Raw genomic sequence first — 24,926 nt, 5'->3', positions numbered from 1 at the left:
AGCTTTTCTATTTAAAATATTTAACTACAATCGATAAAATGAATGACTATATTATTCATTGAAGTATAAAACGGAATAAATTAAGCATTCATTTTACAAAAACGTGCCAATATATTTCAGGACTGGAAATATCCCTCAATCACCGCACAGATTATTACTTGTCATAATTCCGCCGTCCGGTGAGGTATAGCCGAGGCAACCGAGAATAGTGTCATAGAGTTCAACATGGCGATAGATATTACCTGTTTTGGCCTGTGTTCTGAGGTTTTTAAAAGCCTGAGCATTATTTGGGGCATCCAGGAATTTATCTGATGCCCAAACTATCAATGGCACACGGAATTGTTCCGGTGGCGCTATATGACGTGGTGTACCATGCAGATGGAAATCATCGTTGATCGATTCGCCGTGGTCTGAGGTGTAAAATACCAGCGCTTTTTTATCCCGTACCTGGTCGATGACGTTTTTGATAAAGTAATCGGTGTATAAAATGCTGTTATCAAATGCGTTGATGAGCTGTTCTTTGCTACAGTCATCATCGACGTTCATGCATTCCGGTTGATATTTGGCAAAACTGCGCGGATAACGTTGTGAATATAGATAGTGAGAGCCTTTAGTATGCAAGATGACCAGATGTTTGCCGTTTGGATGATGTTCCAGTGATTCTTTTAATTCATTAATTAACATCATATCGTCAACAGGCTTGCCATCGTTGCGGCTCTCAGAGGCGATCAGTTCACGGAAAGCAAAATTGTCCACCTCGGTCTTGTTATAAAACCAGACTTCACTTTGCATTGAAAAAAGTTCTGAGCTGAATCCCAATTTATGCATAACTGAGAATATGTTTTGTTCTTTCAGTGTGCGCTGGTCGTTATTTTTGGTACCCCCTTCGCGTACAAACATACAGCGCAGGGAAAGTTTGGTGGCGGTGTCGCAGGATTCACCTCGGAATGCGACCAGATTCGGTTCTTTGCTCAGAAGTGGGGTTGTATCGCGCTCATATCCCAATATTCCCATATGATCCCAACGCGCAGTTTCACCAATGATAAATATCATGTAGGTATCATTAATGCCTTGTGGAGCAACATAAGTGAACTTTTGTGTCGGATCAAACAGTTCATTCTGATTCAGATATTCGTCTGTCGCAGTCGTAATATATAACCCCAGTGCAGTCAGCCAGTTAGAAGGCAAGTAAGAGTGCGCAACCACACCGCCATAGCTTGGCATATCGACATTATTGAGCACGTCGTTAGCTTTTTGCTGAGTGTTCATCCAGTCCAGCGGAACCCATACCAGTAATGCCGCTATCAGCATGACTGCCAGTGATTTTATTCGCTGGCCGGGCGTTCGCAGTTGTTCAAGCAGAGTATTGGGTAAATTACCCGACCAGATAAGCAGTAATGGCAAGATACTGAGCAAAATTAGCCAGACGATAAAGTTGTAACCAACAACTTCAACGGATAAATCAATATCTGTAGTTAAAACGGAAGCAATAATGCCGTAGCCAATAACGACATTAAAGAAGGTCATGTAATAGCTGGCGGCAACCGAGAATAGAACTAATAAGCTGGCAGTAATACGGTAGAACCAGCGTCCACCTAAAGAAAGAAGACGTAACAGAAAAAAGGTAAATAGAATAATGGTGAAAGCTTTAATGCTGCCGGTAACTAACTTAGAAGTATGAATACCAACATGAGTCTCTTCAAAATGACGATAAAAAACCGATAGATTGAGAAAAATGCCGATATAGATCGCCAGTAATAGCGCTTGTATGGGATGTGGCAAAGATTTTATTTTTTTCATTAGCTTAGGAAACCTTGGTAAACTTAATTTGAAAAATGAGGCAAGCCTATAGATCATTCATTACTTAACGAATATTTGTGGTTATTTACAATTCTGGCTCCTTCATTTTTTCCACCCACCCATTAACAGCACATTTGTACAGTAAGAGTATCTTGAATTGCTGTGGTTATTTTTTGCAGATTGTCCTGACAAACGATAGTAAAAGCTATTAGTATTGAGACAATGATCACTTGGATTGATAACTATTTTCAGGGAAATATCAATGTTACATGTACTAACATGGCCTGATCTGTTTATTTGTATTTTTGCTGTTTTTTTTGCTTACTTGGTTTTTGGCATAGCTGGGTTTGGCTCTGCACTTATTGCCAGTCCGATTCTGGCGCTTTATATCCCTGTAGCAAAAATTGTTCCTCTACTTGCGTTGATAGATTTAACCGCCGCAGTGATTAATGTTGCCAGAGATGGCAGAAGAGCTGAGTTTAGTGAGCTCAAGCTAATTGTTCCGTTAATGATTATCGGTAGCTTGATTGGTGCAGCCATTTTATTAATGGCCCGACCTGATGTTTTGGTTCTGGTATTAGGATTATTTGTTGTTTTCTATTCACTTTATTCATTATTTTCTGGTAAAGCCTATCGTCAATTCCCGGTGAAAGCGGCGATTCCATTTGGCTTGGGGGGCGGTGTTTTCAGCGCATTATTTGGTAGTGGTGGTTTTCTTTATGCCATCTATTTGGCCGGGCGGATACCCGATAAGGAAGCTTTCCGAATTACTCAGACGACTTTAATTGGTTTCAGTACTCTGACAAGAGTGATTATTTTTGTTGTCCTGGGTATTTATCTGGATAGTTCACTCTTGTTATTAATACTGGCATTGATCCCAGCTATGTTGTTGGGAATTTATTTAGGCCGCAAGGTGACACTAAAAATTTCCAGAGAGACATTCCTGAGGTTTATCAATATTATTGTGCTAGTTTCAGGGTTAATGCTGATATATCGTTATATATTTACCTATTGAAATAGTAACTAATAAAAATTTATTTGTTTTGTATAATATCATTGAATTGTTATTTCGATTCATTTCGCATTTATTTTCTCTGTTTTTTGCTGGAGGGGTAGGCATAAATAAATGAATAGTCGTCATTACAGGAATAGCCATTTCTTCGCTATTTTTATTATTACCAATAGTATCGCTGTCATTGGTATTGTAATTGGTTTGACTATCCCAATGGTAGCGTGACGATTGAATAACCTCTTACTTTAACTTAATTAAAAAGGAACTTTTTGTGCCGATATCTTTTAGCCCTAAAGTCGGGGAGATCCTTGAATGTAACTATGGGAGTTATCCCATTGGTAATGATGGTGCTGTTGTGGCAAATTTTTATGACGGCCACATGCCACCTGAAATGGTGAAGAACCGTCTGGTAGTGGTGCTTAATGGTAAGATAAACGGAAATGCTTGTATCGTGGTTCCTTTGTCAACAACGTGTGACGTAGATAAGCTACGGCGTGGTATGCACGTAGAAATCGCAGAGGGAATCATTGAAGGGGTAAGATATTTCGATCAGCAAACCCGCTGGGCTAAAACTGATCTCGTTCAGCAGGTAAGTCGCATGCGCCTTAGCAGGCCGCGAACTGTCCGTGGATACCTGAATCAATGCTTGTCGAGAGAACTTGTAGCAGAAATACAAAGTGCGGTTATCAAATCCATCAATGCAAGCTGGATGCTATCAGATTCTTGACTTGTTTTAAAATAACTGTTGACGATTTCGTCAAAATCCACGATGATACAGCGGTAGCCCATTGAGGCCCTTTAAAGATTTATTCCCCATTGAGGGACCTGCAAAGCCCAGTTGATATGCTGGGCTTTTGCCATTCTACGGCAAGTAAAAACGCTGGTTAACATTTTTTCCCGCTTTAGGCCTTTCTGTTAGACCCACCAAGCTTGTTCCTCACAGGTAGTATCCTGAATCCTTATGGGAAATAACACTATTTTTGGTAATTGGGCTTAGTGCTTAACATGGTTGTACTGCGGAACAGCATTTATATAGACGCAGTGTTGAAACAACTAAAGGTAGAGGATCAGATTTGCGAAATGATGAGGTCAGAGCCAACACCTTACAAATATATCAAGGTAGCTAAAGTCAAATGACCAGGTAGCAATGAGAACTGTCAATTTTTTTCGGCAGGTGAATGTTGTGCAGGAATTTATGGTTTGAAGTGAATTTGTAAGGATGAAATTATAAATTTCTGTTCAAATGCCCCCATAGTGCCGTTTTAGTAAGTTTTTAACGAGAAAAACATGACAATAAACAGACCGCTTTTTTTGTGTTAAATAGTACTGTTAGCTCTTGATTCCAACACCATAATCACTGGATAATCTTTCACCTCAAATTCTCTCGCCATTTTTTATTCTGAAAGCCAAACGATTGCTTTTATGGTTTGTGAAACCGATTGGTGCAATATTCATTATTGTTATTAAGTAAGGTAATCGTTTTCGTTTGGCAGAAAGCGGGGAAATACATGAATATAATGCAGAGGAACAACATGATGTCCGGCACTCAGGCACCAGCTAAATGCAAGCTGGATAAATATTTTAAATTGACCGAACGCGGAACAACGGTACGCCGTGAAATTCTGGCAGGGCTCACGACTTTCCTGGCGATGGTTTACTCAGTCATCGTTGTGCCGGGTATGTTAGGGCAAGCCGGGTTTCCTCATACCGCTGTCTTTATTGCGACTTGTTTGGTTGCTGGTTTTGGCTCTTTGTTAATGGGGCTTTGGGCTAACCTGCCAATGGCTATCGGTTGTGCAATTTCATTGACTGCATTTACCGCTTTTAGTTTGGTTTTGGGGCAGCAAATCAGTATTCCGGTTGCGCTCGGTGCGGTATTCCTGATGGGCTGTTTGTTTACGGTGATTTCTGTTACCGGTATTCGCTCCTGGATTTTGCGCAATATACCCATGGGCATTGCGCATGGTGCGGGGATTGGTATTGGGCTGTTTTTGTTACTGATTGCCTCAAATGGCGTTGGTTTGATCATTAAGAACCCGTTGGAAGGTCTGCCTGTTGCTCTGGGTTCATTCACCTCTTTTCCAGTTATGATGACTTTGCTTGGTCTGGCGGTTATTTTCGGCCTGGAAAAATTGAAAGTTCCAGGTGGTGTGCTACTGGTGATTGTGGTGATTTCTGTTCTCGGGCTGATTTTTGATCCGGCGGTGAAATATCAAGGATTCTTTAAAGTACCCAACTTGGGAGATGACGGCCTGTCTCTGATTTTTAGTATGGATATTATGGGAGCTTTGCAGCCGATTGTATTACCCAGTGTGCTGGCACTGGTAATGACCGCCGTATTTGATGCCACCGGCACAATCCGCGCAGTGGCAGGGCAAGGGAATCTGTTGGATAAGGGCGGGCAGATTATTAATGGCGGTAAAGCGCTGACTGCCGATTCTGTCAGCAGTATTTTTGCCGGTGCTATCGGTGCCTCTCCGGCTGCGGTATATATCGAATCAGCGGCGGGTACCGCAGCAGGGGGTAAAACAGGTTTAACTGCAACAGTTGTCGGTATCTTGTTCTTGTTAATTTTGTTCCTTTCTCCACTTTCATATCTTGTACCAGCGTATGCGACTGCGCCGGCGCTGATGTATGTCGGTTTGCTGATGCTGAGTAATGTCAGAAAGCTGGATTTCGAGGATTTTGTTGGCGCGATGTCCGGTATGCTCTGTGCGGTCTTTATTGTTCTGACTTGCAATATTGTCACTGGCATTATGCTGGGTTTCGGTTCTTTGGTTATTGGCCGTGTCTGTTCCGGTGAATGGCGTAAGTTAAATGTCGGTACAGTAATGATCACGATCGCTTTAGTAGTATTTTATGCTGGTGATTGGGCTATTTGATTGATTAAAAAGTGCGTAAGGTGTGTCCATGCTGGCACACTTTGCCATTTCTTGCGATTACTTTTAAATTCTTAATTATTTCACCGCTATTTATCTGATTAGTTTACAATATTCCTGCAATTCTTTCGGATACGACTCAGCATGTATCTACCTTTTTCGATTGATTCAGCTATTTTAGCATTAAGATCTATTCTCACTGTTTTTGTTTTGACGGGAAGAAAAAAGTCTCAATCTGTATATCAACGGTTTTCAGGTAAATTGTAAGGGCAACATGGAAATATTCTTTACTATTCTGATTTTGATTTTGGTGGTTTCAGTCTCTGGCGTTCTGACTAAGGTGATTCCATTCCGTATGCCTCTGCCGTTAGTGCAAATTGCAATGGGTGCATTGCTGGCCTTTCCGCATTTTGGCTTACATGTTACTTTCGATCCTGAGCTGTTTCTTGTCCTGTTAATCCCTCCTTTGTTATTCGTTGATGGTTGGAAAACGCCAACCAGAGAGTTTTTCCACTACGGAAGGGAAATTTTTATACTGATGCTGGTATTGGTGCTGGTGACTGTTATCGGTATTGGTTATCTAATTTACTGGCTGATGCCAGGCATTCCATTAATTGCTGCCTTTGCCCTTGCCGCTGTGCTATCGCCAACGGATGCAGTGGCTTTATCATCCATTGTCGGAAAAGGGCGTATGCCTAAGCGCATGATGAGTGTGATGGAAGGGGAAGCGTTAATGAATGATGCTTCCGGTCTGGTGGCCTTAAAGTTCGCTGTCGCGATAGCGATGGGAACGATGGTATTTACTGTTACCGGCGCGACTATCGAATTCTTCAAAGTTGCTATCGGCGGTTTGTTATCGGGTATTGCGGTGACTTGGTTGTACAGTAAATCCCTGCGTTTGATGAACAGCTGGAGTGGTGGCGATCCGGCGACTCAAATTGTTTTCATGCTGCTGCTGCCCTTTGCTTCTTATTTGATTGCCGAACATATTGGTGTTTCCGGTATCCTTGCCGCCGTCGCTGCGGGTATGACTATCAGTAAATCTGGCGTTATCCGTAACGCGCCGTTGGCGATGCGTTTGCGGGCCGATAGTGTCTGGTCAATGCTGGAGTTTGTGTTTAACGGCTTGGTATTTATCATGTTGGGCCTGCAATTACCGGGGATCTGGCAAACTTCCGTTGTACAGGCAGAGCTTGATCCAACCGTTGAAACCTGGATGCTATTTGCTGCGGTAGCTGTGATTTATGTTGCGCTTTTACTGCTGCGTTTTTGTTGGTTGTGGTTGATGAAGAATATCAGCAAAACCTTTATGAAAAAAAATCCACTGGATTTCGCTAGTTATACCACCCGTGAGTTATGGTTGGCGTCTTTTGCTGGTGTTCGTGGGGCAATCACACTCGCTGGTGTTCTGTCTGTTCCTTTGTTCCTGACTGATGGTACGCCATTCCCAGCTCGTTATCAGCTTATCTTTATTGCGGCAGGTGTCATCCTGTTTTCTCTGTTAATTGGGGTTATCTCTTTGCCATTCCTGTTACGGGGAATTCAAGCTTCCGATAAACAGGCAAATATCAGTGAAGTGCGAATGGCGCGGGCAGCAATGGCAGAAGTGGCTATTGTCAGTATGAATAAGATGGAAGAACGCCTTTCTGTCAGCCCAGAAGAGCAATTGGATGCTGAGGTTATTACCGAAGTTGCTTCCAGGGTAATTGGTCATTTGCGTCGCCGTACGGTGGGGCAGGATGAGATAGAACATAACCTGCTGGTGGAAGATTTGGAGCGTCGTTTCCGTCTGACTGCGTTAAGAGCAGAACGCGGTGAGTTATATCATCTGCGCGCAACCAGAAAAATCAACAATGAGACTCTTCAGACTTTGTTGCATGATTTGGATTTACTGGAGGCTTTACTGGTAGAGAAAGAGCACTGATACCCTGTGATTCACGGGCTGTCACTACAATCTTGCCGATTGTGCCATTCAACCTGATTGGTGGATATCTCACCTGTCAGGCTGATAGCCCATTTGCTTGGTTTGCCGGTGTTGGTTTTCCCACCGGAACCTTGGCAATGATGAATAATATCTTGGTTCCGGTGGGATGGGTGATAAATTTACCATTGGAGGAGGTTTGCTTGTTGCGTTGTTATGGAGTCACCAACGCTTGATCTTGCAATTCCCTTCACGAATGGCAGATTATCCATCGCGTGCTGGCGTGCGGAATGGATAAATGCGTTAATCTCAGGCTGGCGTTGTTCACCTTCACGGACGGCAGCATACAATCTGCTCCATAAACCTTCTCCCAGCGTTTTCGTTACCACTAATCCTTGCCGTTCAAATGTTTCAACAACCCAGTGTGGCAGAGCGGCGATCCCCATACGGGCAGCGACCATTTGAATCAGTAACAGCGTGTTATCCACATTTTTCAGGGTGGGGATGACGCCGGCTGGTTGCAAGAAACGTCGCCAAATATCAAATCGTTGGCGCTGAACGGGATAGATCATCAACGTCTCATCAATTAAATCCTTTGGCTGAATGTGCAGCCTATTTGCCAGAGGATGATCTGGGGCAACAATCAATTTGACCTCATAATCAAATAGCGGCGTGTAGTACAGATCGCTATCAGGAAGGATATCTGATGTCAGAACAACATCTAATTCCCGTTTCAGTAGTGCAGGCTGTGGATCAAAAGTGACGCCGGATTTGAAATCCACATTGACCTGTGGCCAGGTTTCACGGAAATTCTTGAGTGCGGGTGTTAGCCATTGAATACAACTATGGCATTCAATAGCGATACGCAAATTGGTCTGGCCCGGCTCTTTGCATTCGCGCAGTGCGTTTTGGACCAGTGGGAGAACTTGTTCTGCCAACCGTAATAAAACTTCACCCTGTGGTGTGAAACGAAGTGGTTGACTTTTACGGATAAACAATCGAAAGCCAAGGCGGTGTTCAAGATCACTGAATTGATGAGACAAGGCGGATTGTGTCTGATGCAAGTGATTGGCCGCTGCTGCTAATGAACCACAATGACTCAATGATTGTAATGTTTTTAAATGTTTTATTTCGATCATGAGAAACCTTCAGGATGATAATGAATAAATTGCGCTTGTGGTTTATACCTTACCTGTTGATTATGGATGTGTAAACATCTAGACGGCTAAAAATGACGGGATAATGAAATGACGATTATTAATCACACACTTGGCTTTCCACGTATCGGTTTAAAAAGAGAATTAAAAAAGGCTCAGGAAAATTATTGGGCAGGGAAAATTTCTCAGCAAGAATTATTGGAAACTGGCCGTGAGTTACGTGCCCGTCACTGGGAACAACAGAAGCAGGCTGGTGTTGATTTAGTGCCGGTTGGTGATTTCGCCTGGTATGATCATGTTCTGACCACCAGCTTATTGCTGGGTAATGTACCACCGCGTCATCAGAATGCAGATGGCATTATTGATCTGGATACACTATTCCGCATTGCCCGCGGTCGTGCACCGACTGGTGAGCCTGCTGCTGCCGCAGAAATGACTAAATGGTTTAATACTAACTACCATTATATTGTGCCGGAATTTCAGCAAGGCCAGGAATTTAAACTGAGTTGGACTCAGTTACTGGAAGAAGTGGATGAGGCTTTGGCTCTGGGTCATAAAGTGAAACCCGTTTTACTGGGACCGGTGACTTACCTGTGGTTGGGTAAAGTGAAAGGTCAGGTGTTTGATCGCCTCTCTTTACTGAAAGATATTCTTCCTGTTTATCAGCAAGTGTTAGCTGAGTTAGCTAGACGTGGTATTGAATGGGTTCAGATTGATGAACCTGCTCTGGTGCTGGAATTGCCGCAAGAGTGGCTGGCAGCTTATCCGGTTGCTTATCAGGCACTTCAGGGGCAGGTTAAATTGTTGCTGACTACCTACTTCGATAGTATTGGTCACAACCTGGAGATCATTAAATCTCTGCCTGTACAGGGGTTGCATGTGGATCTGGTTGCCGGTAAAGATGATGTTGCGCAGTTGCATGAGTCACTACCAAAAGAGTGGCTGCTTTCCTTGGGTGTAATTAATGGCCGTAACGTATGGCGTGCTGATTTAACTGCTAAATATCAGTTGATTAAACCACTGGTAGAGAGTCGTACACTGTGGATTGGTTCATCTTGTTCTCTTCTGCACAGCCCTATCGATCTGAATGATGAAACAGCTCTTGATGCAGAGGTGAAAAGCTGGTTTGCGTTCGCATTGCAGAAATGTGAGGAATTGGCTCTGCTGGCTGCGGCGTTGAGTCAGCCAGAAGGCAGTAAACAAGCAGAGTTGGATGCTTACAGTGCACCAATCCGTGCCCGCCGTGAATCTAAGCGGGTGAATAATCAGACTGTTACTCATCGTCTTGCCGCTATTGAGCCACAGGATAGTGAACGTAATCAACCCTATCCACAGCGTGCGGAGGTACAGCGTCAGCGCTATAACTTGCCATTGTGGCCAACAACAACGATTGGATCATTCCCGCAAACCACGGAAATCCGCGGCTTGCGTCTGGATTTCAAAAAAGGCCGGGTAGATGGCGCCAGCTATCGCACCAACATTTGTGAACATATCAAGCAGGCAATCAATGAACAGGAACGTTTAGGATTGGATGTATTGGTTCATGGTGAAGCTGAACGTAACGACATGGTGGAATACTTCGGTGAACACTTTGACGGCTTTGTTTTTACGCAGAATGGCTGGGTTCAAAGTTATGGCTCCCGTTGTGTTAAGCCACCGGTGATTATTGGTGATATCAGCCGCCCTGAAGCTATCACGGTAGAGTGGGCTAAATATGCTCAATCGCTGACGGATAAACCTGTCAAAGGGATGTTAACCGGGCCGGTGACGATCCTCTGCTGGTCATTCCCAAGGGAAGATGTCAGCCGTGAGACTATCGCTAAACAGATTGCATTGGCACTGCGTGATGAAGTGGACGATTTGCAGAAAGCCGGCATTGGTATCATCCAGATTGATGAGCCGGCATTGCGTGAAGGTTTACCACTGCGCCGCGAAGAGTGGCAGGCATATCTTGATTGGGCTGTAGATGCATTTAAATTGAGTGCAGCAATTGCCGAAGATGACACACAGATTCACACTCATATGTGTTATTGCGAGTTTAATGACATCATGCCTTCCATTGCGGCACTGGATGCGGACGTGATCACCATTGAAACTTCCCGTTCAGATATGGAGTTGCTGGATTCATTTGAAAATTTCTCTTATCCGAATGAGATCGGGCCAGGTGTTTATGATATTCATTCACCTAACGTACCCAGTGTTGAATGGATTGAAGCATTGTTACGTAAAGCGGCTGATCGTATTCCGGTTGAACGTTTGTGGGTTAACCCGGATTGCGGCCTGAAAACCCGTGGCTGGACTGAAACCCGTCAGTCACTGGCAAACATGGTACAGGCGGCGAAACGTCTCCGCGAATCAGTAAAATAACTCAATCTAGTCATTTGCCCATCACCTTTATTGGTGATGGGCTTTTTCATAAATAATCTTTCTCTGAGGTGTTTGTCGCCTAATGGTGCCTCCTTTGTAATCAAATTTTTTGTAACTTATATATATATTCCATATTGATATTGGAAAAAATACGTTTTATTAACAAAATACCCGTGCCGTAACAAGATGATAACTGGAAGCATTGTAATAGAAACTAAATAATTAAAGGGAGAATTATATGGATGTTAATAATTTGCAAGGTAAGAAAAGTAGCTCTCGAAGAAATTTTCTAAAAAATAGTGCTGCTATCACGGCTACAGCTGCGCTTGCTCCAATTGGCTTGGCCCGTGCAGAAGGAAAATTATCGCCACAAAATGGAATTGGTGTATGTACGCTTGCACCCGAACAGATATCAGGGCCATATTTTCGAAATAGTAAAATTGTAAGACGGGATATTACCGATTCAGAAGCAGGAATACCTTTTTTATTAAAAGTGACTATTCTGGATCAGAAAACATGTAAGCCGGTTGATAAATTATTTGTTGATATTTGGCACTGCAATAGTCGGGGAAAATATTCTGGTTGGAGTTATATAAGTCCTGATATACCACCTAACGCCGGTGAAATATCGGGTATCAACAGAACTGATGATAAAGTTTTTCTAAGAGGGGCTCAACAATCGGATAAAAGTGGCGTGGTCAATTTTACCACTATTTATCCAGGATTTTATGTTGGTAGAGCAACTCACATTCATATTGCGATTAGACAGATTAGCAAAGATATAAATGAAGAAGAACATTTTGCCTTTGTTGGTCAAATGTACTTTCCTGAAAAGATCAATACAGAGGTTTATAAATATGATTTGTATTCAAAACGGAGGGTAATCAGAACAAAAAATCATGAGGACGAGTATTTCAAAAATATGAATGGTCATCTTTCAGAAATAAAAGTAACAAAAATAGACGAATCTGATATTAATCGTGGGATCCTGGGTGAAATAATTCTGTCAGTAGACTTGGAGAATATATCCAATTTCATAACTAAAGATGATTTATATTCCCATACGGTGTGACAGGTTTTGTTGAATAAACTAAATTTCAATATAATAACAGTCGAAATTATAAAGTAACCTATGTAAATGGCATATTGATTAATAATTTAAAAGAATATCAGGTGCTTGATAGTTACATACGGACATTGTGCAGGCACAGAGAGGATTATCTTTACTGTTTGGTTAATATTATCCAATAGATCGTATTTCTCTGTGCCTGTCACTTTTGTGGAAAGTGTTTAACTGCGCGAGCAGAATATTAAATTAATGAGTTGCACCTCCACTGATGACGATATCCTCACTGTTTTTTAATGCTTCATCGATGGCGATTTCCAGTGCTGTTATTACTGTTTCCAGTGCCATACTCGGTGAGCCATAGAACCGTACTGCCTGCTCAGGCAGATAAGGGATATGGATAAAACCACTGCGTATTTCAGGATTGGTGTTCGTCAGATAATGCAGCAAGCCATACATGACATGATTGCAGACGAAAGTACCTGCGGTCTGTGAAATTGAAGCTGGAACACCTGCTTCATGTAAACCTTTGACCATTGCATTGATCGGTAACGTAGCAAAATAAGCGGCGGGACCGGTTGCTACGATCGGCGTATTAATAGGCTGGTTACCTTGATTATCAGGAATGCGTGCATCGTTGATATTAATTGCCACGCGCTCCACGGTGATATCAGCTCTACCACCCGCCTGTCCCATGGCAATCACCAGATCAGGTTGGACATCATTAATAGCCGCATACAAGTAAGTTAGGGAGACATCGAATACGCATGGAAGCTGGCGTGCTTCTATACGCGCTCCACACAATGTGCGCCCTTGCAACTGCTTGACTGCTTCCCATGATGGATTAATCGTTTCATTGTCGAAAGGCTCAAAACCTGTAATTAAAACGGTTTTCTGTCTTGCCATAGGTAGTACTCCTGTATGATGGAAAGGTTCTAATATGTTTTAAACAATATATATCCTATTAAAGGGTGACGGTGATATTTATATTTGGTAATTGTTTTATTTTTGTTGAAATATAAAGAGAATATGATGAAAGATAATAAATAAAATTTCCTTGTTAATTATGGAGTAAAATGAATTTGATTTTTAAATATGTTTTTCATAGGAAAATTTACCGTGAAAATCATTTGGATTATTGAACTGTTACTTGTAAATATTATGACGTAAATTTTAACAACAGTGGTTATTTTTATTTTTGGGAATTAACGGTTATTGGAATATATTCTGTTCCCTGCGTTGTTTGAATCATAAATATAATTAAATAATTGGCTATTTATTCCATATACTAGCGTATTCAGTTTAGCTTATGGCAGAAAGGGAACGCCGGGTTCTTTATTTTTGAGTTTGTGATTACTATTTAGGCATGTGTTAATTTTTTTCTTTGTAATAGTTCGCTTATTTTTACTCATTTTACGATTATTTTGTGACTTACATCTCAAAATAATGTACGTTTTTCTTTTTTATCTTACTTCGAAGTGATATTTATCACTAAAAGATGTCTAAATGCTCAATACAGTAGATTTCAACCCATTTCGTTATAAATTCTTCCCTTTGAGGAGTCTGATATGTCTGATGTATTTCACTTAGGTCTGACCAAAAGCGACCTGCAAGGCGCAACTTTAGCTATTGTTCCGGGTGATCCGAAACGTGTGGAAAAAATTGCAAGATTGATGGATAACCCAGTTTATCTTGCTTCTTTGCGTGAATTCACGTCGTGGCGCGCAGAAATTGATGGTAAAGCAGTTATTGTATGCTCCACGGGCATTGGTGGCCCGTCAACATCCATTGCTGTTGAAGAATTAGCACAATTGGGGGTTCGTACTTTCTTACGTATCGGGACAACAGGGGCAATCCAGGAAAATATCAATGTTGGGGATGTGCTGGTAACCACGGCTGCTGTTCGTTTGGATGGTGCCAGCTTGCATTTTGCTCCGATGGAATTCCCGGCGGTTGCCGATTTTGACTGTACAACTGCACTGTATGAAGCGGCAAAAGATTCTGGTGCAACGACACATGTGGGTGTAACCGCTTCTTCCGATACTTTCTATCCTGGTCAGGAACGCTACGATACCTATTCTGGCCGTGTTGTCAGCCGTTTTAAAGGCTCAATGGCTGAATGGCAGGCGATGGGGGTCATGAACTATGAAATGGAATCTGCAACTTTGTTGACTATGTGTGCAAGCCAGGGGCTGCGTGCAGGTATGGTTGCCGGTGTCATCGTTAACCGTACTCAGCAGGAAATTCCTGATGTTGAGCTACTTAAGAAAACAGAAAGTAACGCATTAGGGATCGTGGTCGAAGCTGCTCGTCGTTTGTTGTAAATAATACTTGTTGGGCCGGAATATTCCGGCTCACTCTTCTTTTAAACAGAAATCTGTTAATGTTTTAAAATTTACAACTAATTAAGAGTCATCATGATAACTACATCTTTATTGCACCCATCAGTACTTCCCCTCCATGGCGGGATTAATTTTCGTGATTTAGGGGGTAAAACGGTAGCCAGTGGTGGGAAAATTAAATCAGGTTTACTTTTTCGCTCTGGTGCTTTGGATCGTTTAACAGAAAAAGACCAATCTTTCCTGACAAATAAAAACCTCTTTCAAATCATAGATTATCGTGACATAGGTGAAATAGAAGATAAACCTGATCAGGTATGGCATGGGGCTGATTATCACCATGCTCCTGCCAATCCATTATCCAAGGAGGTGAATGCGAATCTGGAAAAATTGACATCAAAGATGTTGGAACAATTTAATCCGCAGTCATTTATGTTCCGTCTTTATAAATTACTGCCTTTGAAAAATGCGGCCTATAAGCTATTAGTTAAATTGCTGCAACAACCGGAAAAGGGTGGGATAGTACAACATTGTGCGGTAGGTAAAGACAGAACGGGTGTGGGCTCTGCCTTGGTATTGTTTGCACTTGGAGCCGATTTAGATACAGTAATGGAAGATTATTTGGTGACGAACACCACGTTGGCACCTTACCGTGAGTATTTGTTAAATGAACACGCGAAAACCATGAGTGATGATATGGTTGAGAAATTCGCTTATGTCTATTCTGTCAGAGAAGAATTTTTAATAGCAGCGCTAAGTAGTATTAACCAGAATTATGGCAGTGTAAATGTATGGTTGGAGAAAGATCTTGGCCTTGATTTTTCTGCCCGTCAGAAATTACAAGGTTATTTCCTTGAATAAGAAGTTGGTTTAATTCTGGTTAATACAACAGTGGTTAAATTGAATGTGGTATTAATCAATACAGGAATTTGAATTTGAGTCTTCATGAAATAGTTGAGTTGGTAATCGCTTTTGTTAAAGCACACGATACCTGGATCATGCCGATTGTTTTCTTACTTGCTTTTGGTGAATCTCTGGCTTTTTTCTCCTTGTTATTGCCTGCAACGATCATACTGCTTGGATTAGGTGCATTAATAGGTGAAAGTGGCCTTAATTTCTGGCCAATCTGGTTGGCTGCGGCGATAGGAGCCTTTTTAGGCGATTGGGTATCCTATATCGCCGGTGCGCATTTTAAAGGTGATGTTGGTAAAATCTGGCCGATTTCCCGTAAACCACAATTGCTGACACGAGCGCATAATTTCTTTGAGCGATGGGGCATTTGGAGCATTTTCCTTGGTCGGTTTTTTGGGCCATTCCGTGCAATTGTGCCATTGGTGGCAGGTATTTGTACCATGCCGTTGCGGTACTTCCAGATTGCCAATATCTGTTCCGCACTTATCTGGTCTTTTGGGGTATTAGCCCCGGGTGCCTTTGGTTTGCAATGGTTAGCTCAATGGATAAGTTAATTGAGAGCGGCTTCGCAGATTGAGTCACTTGTGTAAATCAACATGGACATCTATACAGTGTTAATTTAACTTAGCTGGTCGAAGAATGTAACAGAGGAAATACAGGTGGATATCCAGTTGTTATATACGTTGATTGGCGTTCTTGGTGGCCTGTTGAGCGGTGGGGCTCTCGTCTGGCTCTCCATTCATCAACGTATTCAGCAGCAAGAATTGGAGTTACGGGAACTGAGCAGTCAGCTTGCCGTTGCTAATGAAAAACTTGAGCAGTCTGTTTACTGGCGGGTTGAATGTGAGCAACTGAACCAAGAATTACGGGCTCAGAGAGAAATCAATAACGTGCAAGAATCTGAGTTGCGCGAAGTGACTACACGTCTGGAAGAGAGCCGTCTTGCTGCTGAAGAGAAACAGCGGTTATTGATCAACAGTGAACTACGCCTGAATACCCAATTTGAAAACCTGGCTAACCGTATTTTTGAACAAACAGGTCGTCGTACTGACGAACAAAACCGGCAGAGTCTCAATAGTCTTCTGGCTCCATTCCGTGAACAACTTGATGGTTTTCGCCGTCAGGTACAGGAGAGTTTTGGTCAGGAAGCCCGTGAACGGCATACTCTTGCACATGAAATCCGTAACTTGCAGCAACTGAACGTTCAAATGGCGAAAGAAGCAGTCAATCTGACCAATGCACTTAAAGGTGACAACAAAATTCAGGGAGATTGGGGGGAAGTGGTGCTGGCTCGCATTCTGGAAGCTTCTGGTTTACGGGAAGGACATGAATTTCGTACTCAGGTGAATATTAAGGCAGAGAGTAACAGCCGCTTCCAACCCGATGTTATTGTTCATTTGCCGCAAGGGAAAGATGTGGTGATTGATGCCAAAATGTCGCTGGTCGCTTATGAGCGTTATTTTAATAGTGAAGATCAACACCAGCGGGAATCAGCCCTTCAAGAGCATATCAGCTCAATTAAAGGTCATATCCGTGGTTTGAGCCGTAAAGATTACCAGCAGTTGCCTGGGTTGAAATCGCTGGATTATGTACTGATGTTTATTCCGGTTGAACCTGCTTATTTGGTTGCACTCAATAGGGCACCTGAGCTGCTTGATGAGGCACTTAAACACAATATTATGCTGGTTAGCCCATCAACATTGTTAGTTGCTGTGCGTACTATCAATAACTTGTGGCGCTATGAATATCAAAGCCAGAATGCGCGTTTAATCGCGGATAAGGCATCCCGTATGTACGATAAGATGCGTTTGTTTGTTGATGATATGCAAGGCTTAGGGCAAAGCCTGGATAAAGCCCAAGTTAATTATCGGTTGGCAATGAACAAGCTCACAGAGGGGCGTGGTAATTTGATAAGCCAGGCTGAGGGGTTTCGTAAGTTAGGGGTTGAGGTGAAACGTTCTATTGATCCTGAATTGGCTAATAAGGCCAACCAACCATCCTGTGCTAATGATTAACGCCAGGATAGGGTTTTATCTGAAAGGCTGATACACTTTTATAACAGTTTGAATAAAAAACGGGCAGATAACATGGTAGACCAAACAAAACAAACCACACATTTTGGTTTCCGCACCGTAGCCAAAGATGAAAAAGAAGGTATGGTAGCCGAAGTATTTCATTCCGTTGCGGCAAAATACGATTTAATGAATGATTTGATGTCGTTTGGCATTCATCGTATTTGGAAACGTATGGCTATTAATGCTAGTGGTGTTCGCCGAGGCCAGAGAGTCCTTGATTTAGCTGGCGGTACCGGAGATCTGGCCGCCAAGTTTTCCCGTATAGTGGGTGAAAAGGGTGACGTTGTTCTTGCTGATATCAATGAGTCTATGTTGAAGATTGGGCGTGAGAAATTACGTGATACCGGTATTGTTGGTAATGTCAGCTATGTGCAGGCTAATGCGGAAGCGTTGCCTTTCCCTGATAACTATTTTAATTGCATCACTATTTCTTTCGGTTTGCGTAATGTCACTGAAAAAGAAAAAGCCCTGCGTTCTATGTTTCGGGTTTTGAAACCGGGCGGGCGCTTATTGGTGCTTGAGTTCTCTAAACCGTTGCTCGCACCATTAAGCAAAGCTTATGATACATACTCTTTCCATGTACTGCCAAAAATTGGTCAGGTTTTTGTGCAGGATGCTAACAGTTATCGTTACCTGGCGGAATCCATCCGTATGCATCCTGATCAGGAAACACTTAAAACCATGATGGAAAATGCGGGTTTTGAACAGGTGACTTATACCAATATGACCGGCGGCATTGTTGCACTACACAGAGGTTTTAAATTCTGAGATGGAAAAACCATCACTGAGTACAGCTATTAATTCCACACTTATGCCGATCTTAACCGCAGTGATGGAAAGATCATTGAATCACCTGTTGTACCGCGAACCTGTATTAAGACCTGCCCGTATGCGGCTGGTGGGCAAAGTTTTGTCGATTGAACTGCAAGAAATGAATACACCACTCACATTAGTATTCAGTGAAAAACAAGTGGATGTATTGAGTCAATGGGCTGGAACTGCCGATTGCACGGTTAAAACTAACTTTGCTGCTTTGCTTAAGCTACGGGATCGCCAACAAATTTCCAGGTTGCTCAATAGCGGTGAAATGGTTATTGAAGGGGATATGCAGGTTATTCAGCAATGGTCTGCTTTGTTGGATATGGTTGAATGGGATTTGGCCCATTATCTTTCCCCTTATTTCGGGGATATCGCTGCTGAAGGTATCAGCCAGGCTATTAAAAAAGGATTTCAGTTTGTTTCCGGTTCAATAACATGTCAGAAAAATTATCTGGTGGAAACATTAACCGAAGAGTGGAAACTGGCACCAAATGCGCTTGAAGTGGCTTATTTCAGTGAAGAAGTCAGCGTGTTGACCAAAGATATCAATCAAATAGAACAACGATTGGCAGTATTAGAGGAAAAATATGACTCCAGGTGAATTAAGGCGTCTTTATTTGATCATACGGGTTTTTCTTTCTTACGGATTGGATGAGCTGATTCCTCGAATTCGCTTAACTTGGCCTCTTCGTTTTGGGCGTTATTTGTTGTTTTGGATCCCGAATAGACATAAAGATAAACCGCTTGGGGAGAGGCTGCGACTTGCCTTACAAGAGCTAGGGCCTGTCTGGATCAAATTTGGACAGATGCTTTCAACACGGCGTGATCTTTTTCCTCCGGCAGTAGCTGATCAACTGGCATTGTTGCAGGACCGGGTTGCCTCTTTCGACGGTGCTCTGGCTCGTCAATATATTGAAGCCTCTTTGGGGGGGACGCTGGAAACCTGGTTTGATAATTTTGAACCTGTAGCTTTGGCCTCTGCTTCAATTGCACAGGTACATACTGCCCGGTTAAAAGAGAATGGTCAGGAAATTGTTATCAAAGTTATCCGTCCTGATATTCTGCCGATTATCAAAGCGGATATTCGGTTAATGTACCGCCTGGCTAATTGGGTACCTATGCTGTTGCCTGATGGACGTCGCTTACGCCCTCGTGAAGTAGTGCGGGAATACGAAAAGACGTTGATTGATGAGCTGAATTTACTGCGTGAAGCCGCTAATGCAATTCAGCTTCGCCGTAATTTCGAAAATAGCTCAATGCTTTATGTACCGGAAATTTATTCTGATTATTGTCGTGAAAATGTTTTGGTGATGGAACGGGTTTATGGTATTCCGGTTTCTGATATTGAAGCACTGGAAGCGCAGAATACCAATATGAAATTGCTGGCTGAACGGGGAGTACAGGTCTTTTTTACTCAAGTCTTTCGTGACAGTTTCTTCCATGCGGATATGCATCCGGGAAATATTTTTATCAGCTATGAACATCCTGAAGATCCGTTTTATATTGGCATTGATTACGGCATTGTTGGTTCGCTTAACAAAGATGATAAACGTTATCTGGCGGAAAATTTTATCGCTTTCTTTAATCGTGATTACCGAAAAGTTGCCGAACTTCATGTGGATTCAGGTTGGGTTCCCAGTGATACGAATGTTGAAGACTTCGAATTTGCAATCCGTACAGTCTGTGAGCCAATATTTGAGAAGCCACTGGCGGAAATTTCATTTGGTCATGTTCTTCTGAATCTATTTAATACTGCCCGCCGTTTTAATATGGCAGTGCAGCCTCAGTTAGTGCTTCTACAAAAAACGCTTTTGTATGTAGAAGGGTTAGGACGACAGCTCTATCCACAACTTGATTTGTGGAAAACAGCAAAACCATTTCTGGAGGAGTGGTTACATAGCCAGGTTGGATTGCCGGCTATTATTCGGGCGTTGAAAGAAAAAGCGCCTTATTGGGCAGAAAAGTTGCCGGAACTCCCTGAATTAGTGTATGACAGTCTTCAACAGCATAAACATTTGCAAGCCAACATTGAGAAGCTATCAGATCAGTTAAAAGGGCAGCAGACAAAACAGCGACAGTCGCAGTATTTGCTCGGTGTTGGTGCGACATTGTTTCTTTGTGGGAGTTTGTTTTTGTTGTCTGGCTTAGTCGATATTCCTTGGTTGTTTATGGGCGCGGGTGTCGTCTCATGGCTGTTTGGCTGGTGTCAGTTAAGTAAAACAAAGTAAAATTTGTCTTCGGTATTTTCGAATATATAGTTCATCGTATAATGAGCTATCAATGATAATCCTTGTTAAAGAGGTAAACCAGAATGGGCGGTATAAGTATTTGGCAATTACTCATCATTGCTGTCATCGTAGTACTGTTATTCGGCACAAACAAACTCCGTACTCTGGGGTCTGATTTGGGAGCGTCTCTTAAAGGTTTTAAAAAAGCGATAGGGGATGATAATCCGCCTCAGCAAGCTCAGAAAACCAGTAATGATGCTGATTTTGAGACTAAAAATATTGCTGAAAAGCAATCAGCAGCTCAATCTGAACCATCTGAGAGCAAAAACAAAGAGCAGGTATAAACCGTGTTTGACATTGGTTTTAGTGAACTGCTGTTGGTTATGGTCATTGGCCTAGTCGTTCTGGGGCCAGAACGGTTACCTGTGGCAGTTAAGACGGTTGCCGGCTGGATCAAAGCATTGCGCTCTTTAGCTGCTAACGTCCAAAATGAGCTTGCTCAGGAGCTGAAATTACAAGAGCTCCAGGAAAGCTTGAAAAAAGTCGAAGAAGAAGCGGGGTTACAGAATTTATCCCCGGAATTAAAAGCTTCGATGGATGAGCTAAAAGAAGCGGCTGAGTCTTTGAAAAAAGCCTACCAAAATGAACCTGATGCAGGGAATATGACAGCATCAGAAACAGATCAGGTGGCTCAAAAGCCGGCAGCATCTCAGATTGTGGCTTCGCCCATATCATCTTCTCCGGTGGATGATAAAGCGGTTTCTGAAATGAAGAAAAAAACTTCTGATTAAGTTAATGGTGAACACGAAAACATGGCTGTTGATGATACTCAACCACTTATCAGTCACCTTATTGAACTGCGTAAGCGAATTCTAAACAGTTTACTTACTGTATTAGTGGTTTTTTTAGCGTTGGTCTATTTTTCTAACGATATCTATCAGATGATCTCTGCACCTTTGATTAAGCAATTGCCTCAAGGTGCCAGTATGATAGCGACAGATGTTGCCTCTCCCTTTTTTACACCAATAAAGCTGACCATTATGGTGTCTATATTCGTGTCTGCACCTATGGTTCTCTATCAGGTATGGGCATTTATTGCACCTGCGTTATATAAGCATGAACGTCGCTTGATGATCCCTCTGCTCGTTTCCAGTAGCCTGCTGTTCTATTTAGGGATGGCATTTGCTTACTTTGTTGTATTTCCGATTGCTTTTGGGTTCTTTGCTAAGACAGCTCCTGTAGGGGTTTTAATTGCAACGGATATTAGTAATTATCTGAGCTTTGTCATGGCATTGTTTATGGCCTTTGGCGTCTCTTTTGAAGTCCCGGTTGCCATTATTTTGTTGTGCTGGAGTGGGGTAATTACACCCGAATCCCTGAAGAAAAAGCGGCCGTATATTTTGGTAGGTGCTTTTGTTGTTGGCATGTTATTGACGCCGCCTGATGTTTTCTCACAAACCTTACTCGCTATTCCTATGTATCTGCTGTTTGAATTGGGGATTTTACTTTCCCGTTTTTACACCGGACAGCGCAAGCTGGGAGATCGTTCAGAAGAAGAGCAAACATCAGAAGCAAATAGGGAAAAGTGATAATAGTGATCTTAACATGTTGTTCTGTAATGCTAAGATAATTAACTCAAAGCGATAGCATATTAATTAACCCAGCGTCTATACGCTGGGTTTGAGTTAGGAGAGCTATATGAGCTATGTATTTCCAGGAACTTTTCCTGGTCGCCGTATGCGGCGAGTACGCCGTCATGATTTTTCCCGTCGTCTGGTTGCTGAAAATCAATTAACTGTTAACGACTTAATCTATCCGGTGTTTGTGATGGAAGGCACTAACCGTCTTCAAGAAGTACCCTCTATGCCAGGAGTGTATCGTCTGACAATGGATCTTTTGCTGAAAGAAGCTGAAGAGATTGCCCGACTGGGTATTCCTGTTTTATCTCTGTTCCCTGTTATTGAAGCAGATAAAAAATCTTTGGATGCGAAGGAAGCTTATAGTCCTAATGGGCTGGTTCAACGCACAGTTCGTGCGCTGAAAAATGTTGTTCCTGAATTGGGATTGTTGACTGATGTGGCATTAGATCCATTCACTACACATGGTCAGGATGGCATCATCGATCAAGATGGTTACGTGATTAACGATGTAACCAAAGAAATTTTGGTCAAACAGGCTCTGTCACATGCAGAGGCTGGGGCTGAGATTGTTGCACCGAGCGATATGATGGATGGACGTATTGGTGCAATCCGCGAGTTGTTTGAAGCGGAAGGTCATGTAAATACTCAGATTATGGCCTATTCTGCTAAGTATGCTTCGGGTTATTATGGCCCATTCCGTGATGCGATCGGTTCAAGTAGCCATCTGAAAGGGGGTAATAAAAAAACCTATCAGATGGACCCGGCTAACAGTGATGAAGCATTGCAGGAGATTGCACAGGATTTGCAGGAAGGTGCTGATACTGTAATGGTTAAACCGGGTATGCCTTACCTGGATGTGATCCGCCGGGTAAAAGACACCTTTGGTGTACCGACCTTTGCTTATCAAGTATCTGGCGAATATGCCATGCACATGGCTGCGATCCGGAATGGTTGGTTACAGGAGCAAGTCATTATGGAGTCCTTGCTATGCTTCAAGCGTGCAGGGGCGGATGGCGTGCTGACATATTTCGCAAAACAGGTTGCTCAACAGTTATATGAGCAGAGGTTTTAATATTTGATTAAAAACGGGTGAATGTGAATTCTGCCCGTTTTTTGTTTGGTTAAAGTTTCACAAACTGTTTGTTATCAAGCGCTTTAGGTAATTGTTTATTCAGAATATTCAGTAATAGAATAGAACGGGTTTCTCCATCAGGCTCATTGTAGATAGCCTGCAATCCTTCAAATATCCCGTCTGTGATTAATACTGTATCACCGGTTACAGGAGTATCTGGTGATACATATTCTTGTTCTGTTGCAGACATAATTTCATTAATAAGAACGTCCGGTACGATAGCTGGACGTATACCAAAACGGACAAAATGACTAACGCCGCGTGTTGAATTGATAGTCGTGGTATGAATAACTTCTGGGTCAAACTGAACAAATAGGTAATTAGGAAAAAGGGGTTCTGTACTCACAGTACGTTTACCGCGAGTTATTTTTTCAATTTTCGCGATAGGCGTCAGGCAGGCAACATCCTGTCGTTCCAGATTTTCTATTGCTCGTGAAATTTGCCCACGCTTACAGTAGATGAGGTACCAGTTTTCCATGTTTATTTAACCTTGATCCAATGACTATTAAGCATAGCAAAATAGGAAAGGTCATTACAGGAATTATCTCAGTGATAATTGTTTGATGATAGATATTTATTGTTATGAGTAGATACTGCGTTTCTTAGTAAGAAAGCTGTGAGTAATATCTTGGTAAGCCACGGGCAAAGCGATCAATATAATGCTGGTGATTCTGTCTTCAATTAATATAAGGAAAAGAAAGATGGAAGTATTTCTGCTGAGTAATGGCAAACTTTCAGGTAATCCGAATTGGTTGAGTTATGCCAAAGAGCAGTTAAGTGCGTAGATCTTTCTTGGGCTCTGTCGGTCATTTGTAGTGGCATGATAATTCAGGACACCTCAGAAGCCTGTTAATCTAACAATAGTCAAAAACACTATCAAAAAACCATGGATGTGGCACACAGTCTAGCTATTGATGCCAGCCTACTGCCTAAATGGGTAAAGCAGTACCATGCTGAACTTCACCAATGGTTCGGCCATGACGGTTGAACAACGCCACATAAAAGAGCTGGAAGCCCAGAGGTCATCACCCAGCTGCACTCGCCCTGCTTCGGCCAGACAAAATGGGCCCGGTGCAGACGGCAGGTACACAGCCAGACACCGTGTCGGTCCCAACGCAACACCTTAAGGCGGGAGCGGGCCTTGTTACAGAAAACGAAAGCCGCTTCCTCCTGCCAGCGCAAATTCAATCCTTCGAGGTGTTGGGTTAGGGCATCAATGCCCCGGCGCATATCGACGGGTTCGCGCACCAGAAAAAGCGATTCGAGTTTTAGCATCGGAATGGTTAACTATTTTCAATTAAATACAATTAACTCCCCTTATGAAAATTTGCATTTATCGAGTTAAATCCCTCCTTGATATAAAAATTTTAATACCTCTGTATTCGCGTTTTTAAATGATTATGACAGTTAACCTGTTATCGGAAGTCGTTTTTTTACTCGATGGATTTAATTAGTATAAAGTTTTAACCGTTGTTTTCACCCCTTTTAACACCTGCTTTTTGTTAAGTTTAATCATCATCGGATATCGTGTTTTATGTTTAACGAACACGGATTATATTCACTTTTTATCTTTTCTGAT

22 protein-coding genes are annotated in these 24,926 nt (G+C 42.4%); 17 read left to right on the top strand and 5 right to left on the bottom strand.

Features of this window, described 5'->3' with window-relative positions; all coding sequences use genetic code 11:
- Positions 1–135 precede the first annotated feature (135 nt).
- On the bottom strand, positions 136–1,800 hold the full coding sequence (gene eptB / locus ACGF7G_RS15240) for a kdo(2)-lipid A phosphoethanolamine 7''-transferase (RefSeq protein ID WP_387466571.1): 1,665 nt from the start codon (positions 1,798–1,800) through the stop codon (positions 136–138).
- A gap of 262 nt (positions 1,801–2,062) precedes the next feature.
- Here eptB and ACGF7G_RS15235 point away from each other — a divergent pair, with 262 nt between their 5' ends.
- The 4 genes from ACGF7G_RS15235 (at position 2,063) to ACGF7G_RS15220 (ending at position 7,615) form a co-directional block, all read left to right on the top strand.
- Positions 2,063–2,815: a sulfite exporter TauE/SafE family protein gene (locus ACGF7G_RS15235; RefSeq protein ID WP_387466570.1), complete on the top strand. Its 753-nt coding sequence runs from the start codon at positions 2,063–2,065 to the stop codon at positions 2,813–2,815.
- A 268-nt stretch (positions 2,816–3,083) separates the two neighbouring features.
- The gene (locus ACGF7G_RS15230; protein WP_133816247.1) at positions 3,084–3,539 is read left to right on the top strand and encodes a type II toxin-antitoxin system PemK/MazF family toxin; all 456 of its coding nucleotides are present in this window, start codon (positions 3,084–3,086) and stop codon (positions 3,537–3,539) included.
- Positions 3,540–4,347: 808 nt separating this feature from the next.
- On the top strand, positions 4,348–5,694 hold the full coding sequence (locus ACGF7G_RS15225; RefSeq protein ID WP_133816338.1) for an NCS2 family permease: 1,347 nt from the start codon (positions 4,348–4,350) through the stop codon (positions 5,692–5,694).
- 271 nt (positions 5,695–5,965) lie between these two features.
- Positions 5,966–7,615 carry a Na+/H+ antiporter gene (locus ACGF7G_RS15220; protein ID WP_387466567.1) on the top strand — a complete coding sequence of 550 codons (1,650 nt, stop codon included), beginning with the start codon at positions 5,966–5,968 and terminating at the stop codon, positions 7,613–7,615.
- Positions 7,616–7,794: 179 nt separating this feature from the next.
- Here ACGF7G_RS15220 and metR read toward each other — a convergent pair whose 3' ends face one another.
- The gene (gene metR / locus ACGF7G_RS15215) at positions 7,795–8,751 is read right to left on the bottom strand and encodes an HTH-type transcriptional regulator MetR (RefSeq protein WP_387466564.1); all 957 of its coding nucleotides are present in this window, start codon (positions 8,749–8,751) and stop codon (positions 7,795–7,797) included.
- A 108-nt stretch (positions 8,752–8,859) separates the two neighbouring features.
- Between metR and metE the strand changes: the two genes are divergently transcribed.
- Positions 8,860–11,136, top strand: coding sequence for a 5-methyltetrahydropteroyltriglutamate--homocysteine S-methyltransferase (metE, locus tag ACGF7G_RS15210; RefSeq protein WP_387466562.1), 2,277 nt, complete (start codon positions 8,860–8,862; stop codon positions 11,134–11,136).
- A gap of 238 nt (positions 11,137–11,374) precedes the next feature.
- On the top strand, positions 11,375–12,208 hold the full coding sequence (locus tag ACGF7G_RS15205) for an intradiol ring-cleavage dioxygenase (protein WP_387466560.1): 834 nt from the start codon (positions 11,375–11,377) through the stop codon (positions 12,206–12,208).
- A gap of 243 nt (positions 12,209–12,451) precedes the next feature.
- Here ACGF7G_RS15205 and pcp read toward each other — a convergent pair whose 3' ends face one another.
- On the bottom strand, positions 12,452–13,108 hold the full coding sequence (gene pcp / locus ACGF7G_RS15200) for a pyroglutamyl-peptidase I (RefSeq protein ID WP_387466558.1): 657 nt from the start codon (positions 13,106–13,108) through the stop codon (positions 12,452–12,454).
- A gap of 662 nt (positions 13,109–13,770) precedes the next feature.
- Here pcp and udp point away from each other — a divergent pair.
- The 11 genes from udp to hemB all read left to right on the top strand — a co-directional run bounded on the left by udp (position 13,771) and on the right by hemB (position 23,287).
- Positions 13,771–14,526 carry a uridine phosphorylase gene (gene udp, locus ACGF7G_RS15195; RefSeq protein WP_387466556.1) on the top strand — a complete coding sequence of 252 codons (756 nt, stop codon included), beginning with the start codon at positions 13,771–13,773 and terminating at the stop codon, positions 14,524–14,526.
- Between the two features lie 93 nt (positions 14,527–14,619).
- Positions 14,620–15,402: a tyrosine-protein phosphatase gene (locus ACGF7G_RS15190; protein ID WP_387466553.1), complete on the top strand. Its 783-nt coding sequence runs from the start codon at positions 14,620–14,622 to the stop codon at positions 15,400–15,402.
- Between the two features lie 74 nt (positions 15,403–15,476).
- Positions 15,477–16,007, top strand: coding sequence for a DedA family protein (locus ACGF7G_RS15185; protein WP_133816255.1), 531 nt, complete (start codon positions 15,477–15,479; stop codon positions 16,005–16,007).
- Between the two features lie 150 nt (positions 16,008–16,157).
- Positions 16,158–17,468 (top strand): DNA recombination protein RmuC, encoded by a 1,311-nt coding sequence (gene rmuC, locus ACGF7G_RS15180; RefSeq protein WP_387466608.1) that lies wholly within the window; start codon positions 16,158–16,160, stop codon positions 17,466–17,468.
- 72 nt (positions 17,469–17,540) lie between these two features.
- A complete protein-coding gene (gene ubiE / locus ACGF7G_RS15175) occupies positions 17,541–18,296 on the top strand; it encodes a bifunctional demethylmenaquinone methyltransferase/2-methoxy-6-polyprenyl-1,4-benzoquinol methylase UbiE (protein WP_133816257.1) in 756 nt (251 codons plus the stop codon).
- 1 nt (position 18,297) lies between these two features.
- A complete protein-coding gene (locus tag ACGF7G_RS15170) occupies positions 18,298–18,948 on the top strand; it encodes an SCP2 domain-containing protein (protein WP_387466550.1) in 651 nt (216 codons plus the stop codon).
- Positions 18,935–20,575 carry a ubiquinone biosynthesis regulatory protein kinase UbiB gene (gene ubiB / locus ACGF7G_RS15165; RefSeq protein ID WP_387466548.1) on the top strand — a complete coding sequence of 547 codons (1,641 nt, stop codon included), beginning with the start codon at positions 18,935–18,937 and terminating at the stop codon, positions 20,573–20,575. Before ACGF7G_RS15170 ends, ubiB begins: the two co-directional genes overlap by 14 nt.
- 83 nt (positions 20,576–20,658) lie before the next feature.
- Positions 20,659–20,919, top strand: a complete 261-nt coding sequence (gene tatA / locus ACGF7G_RS15160; RefSeq protein WP_387466545.1) for a Sec-independent protein translocase subunit TatA — start codon at positions 20,659–20,661, stop codon at positions 20,917–20,919.
- A gap of 3 nt (positions 20,920–20,922) precedes the next feature.
- Positions 20,923–21,366 (top strand): Sec-independent protein translocase protein TatB, encoded by a 444-nt coding sequence (tatB, locus tag ACGF7G_RS15155; protein WP_387466543.1) that lies wholly within the window; start codon positions 20,923–20,925, stop codon positions 21,364–21,366.
- A 21-nt stretch (positions 21,367–21,387) separates the two neighbouring features.
- Positions 21,388–22,164 carry a Sec-independent protein translocase subunit TatC gene (gene tatC, locus ACGF7G_RS15150; RefSeq protein WP_133816262.1) on the top strand — a complete coding sequence of 259 codons (777 nt, stop codon included), beginning with the start codon at positions 21,388–21,390 and terminating at the stop codon, positions 22,162–22,164.
- A gap of 109 nt (positions 22,165–22,273) precedes the next feature.
- Positions 22,274–23,287, top strand: coding sequence for a porphobilinogen synthase (hemB, locus tag ACGF7G_RS15145; RefSeq protein WP_387466540.1), 1,014 nt, complete (start codon positions 22,274–22,276; stop codon positions 23,285–23,287).
- Positions 23,288–23,336: 49 nt separating this feature from the next.
- Here hemB and rfaH read toward each other — a convergent pair whose 3' ends face one another.
- Both rfaH and tnpB read right to left on the bottom strand, forming a co-directional pair.
- Complete coding sequence (gene rfaH / locus ACGF7G_RS15140) at positions 23,337–23,825, bottom strand: transcription/translation regulatory transformer protein RfaH (protein WP_133816264.1); 489 nt, start codon at positions 23,823–23,825, stop codon at positions 23,337–23,339.
- A gap of 482 nt (positions 23,826–24,307) precedes the next feature.
- On the bottom strand, positions 24,308–24,622 hold the full coding sequence (gene tnpB, locus ACGF7G_RS15135; protein WP_387466537.1) for an IS66 family insertion sequence element accessory protein TnpB: 315 nt from the start codon (positions 24,620–24,622) through the stop codon (positions 24,308–24,310).
- Between the last annotated feature and the right edge of the window lie 304 nt (positions 24,623–24,926).

Source organism: Photorhabdus sp. RM323S, from assembly GCF_042879375.1.
In the GTDB taxonomy this organism is placed as follows: Bacteria; Pseudomonadota; Gammaproteobacteria; order Enterobacterales; family Enterobacteriaceae; genus Photorhabdus; species Photorhabdus tasmaniensis.
This window is presented reverse-complemented; position numbering and strand designations above follow the sequence as displayed.

Excerpts from the sequence above, each read along its gene's own strand:
- pcp (WP_387466558.1), bottom strand. The coding sequence starts at position 13,108 with ATGGCAAGACAGAAAACCGTTTTAATTACAGGTTTTGAGCCTTTCGAC.
- tnpB (WP_387466537.1), bottom strand. The coding sequence starts at position 24,622 with ATGCTAAAACTCGAATCGCTTTTTCTGGTGCGCGAACCCGTCGATATG.
- ACGF7G_RS15220 (WP_387466567.1), top strand. The coding sequence starts at position 5,966 with ATGGAAATATTCTTTACTATTCTGATTTTGATTTTGGTGGTTTCAGTC.
- ACGF7G_RS15190 (WP_387466553.1), top strand. The coding sequence starts at position 14,620 with ATGATAACTACATCTTTATTGCACCCATCAGTACTTCCCCTCCATGGC.
- ACGF7G_RS15205 (WP_387466560.1), top strand. The coding sequence starts at position 11,375 with ATGGATGTTAATAATTTGCAAGGTAAGAAAAGTAGCTCTCGAAGAAAT.
- ACGF7G_RS15225 (WP_133816338.1), top strand. The coding sequence starts at position 4,348 with ATGTCCGGCACTCAGGCACCAGCTAAATGCAAGCTGGATAAATATTTT.
- ubiB (WP_387466548.1), top strand. The coding sequence starts at position 18,935 with ATGACTCCAGGTGAATTAAGGCGTCTTTATTTGATCATACGGGTTTTT.
- ubiE (WP_133816257.1), top strand. The coding sequence starts at position 17,541 with ATGGTAGACCAAACAAAACAAACCACACATTTTGGTTTCCGCACCGTA.
- hemB (WP_387466540.1), top strand. The coding sequence starts at position 22,274 with ATGAGCTATGTATTTCCAGGAACTTTTCCTGGTCGCCGTATGCGGCGA.
- udp (WP_387466556.1), top strand. The coding sequence starts at position 13,771 with ATGTCTGATGTATTTCACTTAGGTCTGACCAAAAGCGACCTGCAAGGC.
- metR (WP_387466564.1), bottom strand. The coding sequence starts at position 8,751 with ATGATCGAAATAAAACATTTAAAAACATTACAATCATTGAGTCATTGT.
- metE (WP_387466562.1), top strand. The coding sequence starts at position 8,860 with ATGACGATTATTAATCACACACTTGGCTTTCCACGTATCGGTTTAAAA.
- eptB (WP_387466571.1), bottom strand. The coding sequence starts at position 1,800 with ATGAAAAAAATAAAATCTTTGCCACATCCCATACAAGCGCTATTACTG.
- ACGF7G_RS15235 (WP_387466570.1), top strand. The coding sequence starts at position 2,063 with ATGTTACATGTACTAACATGGCCTGATCTGTTTATTTGTATTTTTGCT.
- tatA (WP_387466545.1), top strand. The coding sequence starts at position 20,659 with ATGGGCGGTATAAGTATTTGGCAATTACTCATCATTGCTGTCATCGTA.
- tatC (WP_133816262.1), top strand. The coding sequence starts at position 21,388 with ATGGCTGTTGATGATACTCAACCACTTATCAGTCACCTTATTGAACTG.
- rfaH (WP_133816264.1), bottom strand. The coding sequence starts at position 23,825 with ATGGAAAACTGGTACCTCATCTACTGTAAGCGTGGGCAAATTTCACGA.
- ACGF7G_RS15170 (WP_387466550.1), top strand. The coding sequence starts at position 18,298 with ATGGAAAAACCATCACTGAGTACAGCTATTAATTCCACACTTATGCCG.